Origin of the sequence: Intestinimonas sp. HCP28S3_D6 (genome assembly GCF_052065695.1) — a bacterium.
In the GTDB taxonomy this organism is placed as follows: domain Bacteria; phylum Bacillota; class Clostridia; order Oscillospirales; family Oscillospiraceae; genus Intestinimonas.
Window position 1 is genome coordinate 1 of sequence record NZ_JBQHTM010000097.1, and the last position, 3,440, is coordinate 3,440.

Sequence of the window (3,440 nt, forward strand, 5' to 3'; positions counted from 1 at the left end):
TTCTCGGACATGGTTTGCTGTCTCCTTTCGAATGGTGTGTCGCGACTTCATTCTACCAGAGATCTGCAAACCATGTCTTTTTTGTTTTTGCGAAACTTATTCTACCTGACCTTAAATTGAGGCTGACTTTGTATTGTATAGACATAAGATGAAAAAAGTCAGGTGATGTGCGATGGGAAAACGTAAGATATTTAAAATTGTTTTTGTTATACTGTCAATTTTTTTATGTGTGGTTTTTTATGAATTGCTCGGAATCTGCGTTGCATATAAAAAGCAGCCGGAAGTGTCCAATACAACCAAAAAAGAAACAAAAAATGGGTCATGGAACGAATGCAGTGAAAATACAGAACGGGCAGTAATCATAGAAAAGAATCCAGAAGCGCTTTTACAAAGAGTGCGTTTGATCAAGAATGCAAAAAAGGAAATTATTCTTTCTACTTTTGCATTTCAATCCGATGAAAGTGGAAAATTGATCTTAGGAGCACTGCATGATGCGGCAGACAGAGGTGTACATATTCGTCTGTTAGTAGATGGAATGGAGAGCTGGATTGATATGGAAGGAAATCCGTATTTCTATGGATTATCTTCCCATGAGAATGTTGAAATTAAACTGTATAATAAGGCCAATCCGTTGAAACCGTGGAAAATGATGGGTAGAATGCATGATAAATATTTGATTGCAGATGGAAAGAGATATATTCTTGGGGGAAGAAATACATACAATTATTTCCTGGGTGATTTTCCGGGACATAAGAACTATGACAGAGACGTGTTAGTGGTTTGCGATGAACCTGAGAAAGAAAATTCAGTTAACCAGTTGTTAGAGTATTTTGAAACGATATGGGAACAAGAAGACAGTGATTATTTTCATGACAATAAAAAACTGGCAAATAGAAAATCTGTAAAGAACGCAGTTTTAGAGCTGCAGAACGGCTATCAGAAATATTTTGAAGAGAATAAGGAAAGAATCTGCGATACCGATTACACGGACGAAACTTTTGAGACAGAAAAGATTGCATTAGTGTCAAATCCTATTCACACAGGTTCCAAAGAACCAGTAGTGTGGTATCAGTTGGGAGAATTGATGAAAAATGCAAAAAATCGTGTGAAGATCCACACGCCATATATTATCTGTAATGATATGATGCATAATACATGGGAGGAGATTGCAGAGAACGTTTCAGATTTTTCTATCATGACAAATTCAGTTGCGAATAATGGGAATCCATTTGGGGCTGCCGATTATGCGAAAAACAGAAATAGAATCTTAAGTACAGGAATTAATATCTGGGAATATGAAGGCGGTTATTCATACCACGGAAAAAGTATTCTGATTGACGATGATCTGTCTGTAATCGGTTCCTTTAATATGGACATGAGAAGTGCATATCTGGATACGGAACTGATGCTTGTAATTCGCAGTAAAGATATTAATAAACAGTTGGAAGAGGGCATGATGGAATATGAAAGAGTGTCCCGCCAGGTATTGGAAGATGGAACCTATCGTGATCCATATCATGTAGAGCCAATCGAATTAACAAAGAAACGTCAGAGAAAAATATTTTTGGTACAGCATCTGCTTGGATGGGCAAGGTATCTGTTTTAATAAGGAGGAAGGAAAACGTGTTTCAAATATTGATTGTAGAAGATGATAAAGAATTAAGCCAGCTATTCCAAAAAGTGCTTGAGAAGAATGGATATCAAGTCAAAAGTGCATCGGATGGAGCACAGGCATTAGACGTATTGGTTAAGGAATATATTGATCTGATCATTTCTGATATTATGATGCCGGTTATGGATGGTTATGAACTGGTGTCGGAACTCCGTTCAGCAGGATATCAGATACCTGTACTTATGATCACTGCGAAAGGTTCCTTTGATGATATGCGCCAGGGATTTCTTTCGGGAAGTGACGATTATATGGTAAAACCGGTAAATGTGAATGAAATGGTTTTAAGAGTCGGAGCACTGCTTCGCCGTGCACAGATACTGAATGAACACAAAATTGTGATCGGTTCAACAGAGTTTGATTATGATGCAATGACGGTTACAACTGATAAGGAAAGTCTTGTTTTGCCTAAAAAAGAATTCCTGCTTTTATATAAGCTTGCAGCTTCGCCAGGCAGAATATTTACAAAACAACAGTTGATGGATGAAGTATGGGGATACGAGACGGAGGCAGACCCACATACGATAGAGGTACATATAGGAAGAATCAGGGAGCGTTTGAAAGATAACCCTGATTTTGAAATCGTAACAATGCGTGGAATTGGATACAAGGTGGTGAAAAAATAATGGAACAAAAGAAAGAAAAAGGATTGCGGATCCGATCCTGTCTGACTGGTGCAATCTGGCTGGCACTTGTATTTTCAACAGTCATATCTGCGTTATTATTTGCTTTTTTGAATCATTTTTTTAATCTGCCGGGCAGCATACCTGTGCTTGGCTGGCTTTTGATTTTCAATACATTGATTGCAGGGCTGATCACTTCCTTTATTAATGCAAAGTTACTGGAACCAATTACAAGACTTAGTAAAGCAATGAAGGAAGTTTCTCGGGGAGATTTTGAACAGCATTTGGAAACGAACAGCCGTATAGCAGAAGTTGGAGAATCTTATCAAAGTTTTAACGTTATGACAAAAGAACTTCGTGCAACAGAGGTGCTGCAGATGGATTTTGTATCTGATGTTTCTCATGAGTTTAAGACCCCGATTAATGCCATTGAAGGATATACAATGCTGCTTCAGGGAGAAGAACTGTCTCCGGATCAAGAGGAATATGTAGAAAAAATCTTATTTAACACCCAAAGACTTTCCGGATTGGTTGGTAATATTTTGCTGTTATCCAAGTTAGAGAATCAGAATATTCCAATGAAAAAAACAGAATATCGTCTGGATGAACAGATCCGCCAGGCAGTTCTTTCATTGGAAACAAAATGGACAGAAAAAGAAATTGGTTTTCAGGTAGAATTGGAGGAAGTTAAATATACTGCGAATGAAGGACTTTTTATGCATATCTGGATAAATCTTTTAGATAATGCGATTAAGTTCAGCCCTTCAAAGGGGACAATTACGATGTTTCTGAAACAAGAACAGGATTCTGTTAAGTTCATTCTGGAAGATGAAGGACCAGGAATAGAGGATGATGTAAAATCCAGAATATTTGACAAGTTCTATCAGGTAGATGGATCTCATAAAGCAGAAGGAAATGGCCTAGGTCTTGCACTTGTAAAACGGATTGTAGATAGTGCCGGAGGAACAATCAAAGCAGAAAACCGTGAATATGGTGGATGCAGATTTGTTATAGAGCTGCCAAAGCAGAAAGATGAGATTATCTAGGGAATCTCTGATTTAATCCGCACTACCATAAAGGCTCCGGATGTGGGATAATAACACTATCAACGCAATGGTGGTGTATGGGGATGAAGAAACAGGAAACAT

At 37.9% G+C, this 3,440-nt stretch carries 3 protein-coding genes; all 3 read left to right on the forward strand.

Annotated elements, in window-relative coordinates; genetic code table 11:
- The first annotated feature begins 172 nt into the window (after nt 1-172).
- The 3 genes from ACTNBK_RS16675 to ACTNBK_RS16685 are packed head-to-tail and all read left to right on the forward strand — an operon-like array spanning nt 173 to nt 3,338.
- On the forward strand, nt 173-1,606 hold the full coding sequence (locus ACTNBK_RS16675; RefSeq protein WP_441147777.1) for a phospholipase D family protein: 1,434 nt from the start codon (nt 173-175) through the stop codon (nt 1,604-1,606).
- Nucleotides 1,585-2,295 (forward strand): response regulator transcription factor, encoded by a 711-nt coding sequence (locus tag ACTNBK_RS16680; RefSeq protein ID WP_117526385.1) that lies wholly within the window; start codon nt 1,585-1,587, stop codon nt 2,293-2,295. Before ACTNBK_RS16675 ends, ACTNBK_RS16680 begins: the two co-directional genes overlap by 22 nt.
- Nucleotides 2,295-3,338 carry a HAMP domain-containing sensor histidine kinase gene (locus tag ACTNBK_RS16685; protein WP_005929825.1) on the forward strand — a complete coding sequence of 348 codons (1,044 nt, stop codon included), beginning with the start codon at nt 2,295-2,297 and terminating at the stop codon, nt 3,336-3,338. The genes ACTNBK_RS16680 and ACTNBK_RS16685 overlap by 1 nt, the downstream gene beginning before the upstream one ends.
- Nucleotides 3,339-3,440 lie beyond the last annotated feature (102 nt).

Excerpts from the sequence above, each read along its gene's own strand:
- ACTNBK_RS16675 (WP_441147777.1), top strand. The coding sequence starts at position 173 with ATGGGAAAACGTAAGATATTTAAAATTGTTTTTGTTATACTGTCAATT.
- ACTNBK_RS16680 (WP_117526385.1), top strand. The coding sequence starts at position 1,585 with ATGGGCAAGGTATCTGTTTTAATAAGGAGGAAGGAAAACGTGTTTCAA.
- ACTNBK_RS16685 (WP_005929825.1), top strand. The coding sequence starts at position 2,295 with ATGGAACAAAAGAAAGAAAAAGGATTGCGGATCCGATCCTGTCTGACT.